Origin of the sequence: Sulfitobacter sp. UBA4523, from assembly GCF_002388305.1 — a bacterium.
Classification (GTDB): Bacteria; Pseudomonadota; Alphaproteobacteria; order Rhodobacterales; family Rhodobacteraceae; genus Sulfitobacter; species Sulfitobacter pontiacus.
On record NZ_DGMH01000052.1, the window covers coordinates 28,388 to 28,965 of the forward strand.

The window sequence follows — 578 nt, forward strand, 5'->3', positions numbered from 1 at the left end:
GGACGGTTATTTGCCCCCTCCACTAGTCCGAAGGATTCGAGCGCGGCCTTGGTGTCGTTCAACATGGCCATCGACCCGCAGATCATCGCACGGTCGCGATCAGGAGAGATCGGCGGCACGTCCAAATCGCGGAACATCTTGCCCGACGCCATCAGGTCGGTTTGCCGCCCTTCGCGTGGCCACGGCGCGCGGGTCAGCGTGTCGTATAGGGTCAGCCTTTGCGCCAATTCACCCACCAGCGGATCGGCCTTGAGGCTGGCGACCAGATCACGGCCATAGGTCAGCTCTTTGGCGGTGCGACAGGTGTGGCACAGGATCAGATCGTCAAACTTCTCATACGTCTCGGGGTCACGGATGACCGACGCGAAAGGCGCGATACCGGTCCCCGTGGCGAACATCCACAGCCGTTTACCGGGTAGCAAGGCGTCATTCACCAACGTCCCCGTTGGCTTGCGGCGCATCAGCACGGTATCACCGACCTTGAGCTTTTGCAGGTGCTGCGTCAGCGGCCCGTCCGGCACCTTGATAGAATAGAACTCGACCCCCTCGTCCCACGACGGCGACGCGATGGAATAGGC

At 61.9% G+C, this 578-nt stretch carries 1 protein-coding gene; it reads right to left on the reverse strand.

The features are described from left to right. Positions 1-578: ferredoxin--NADP reductase (locus B3849_RS13180; RefSeq protein ID WP_286780270.1), on the reverse strand; the 578-nt coding region annotated here is incomplete at both ends.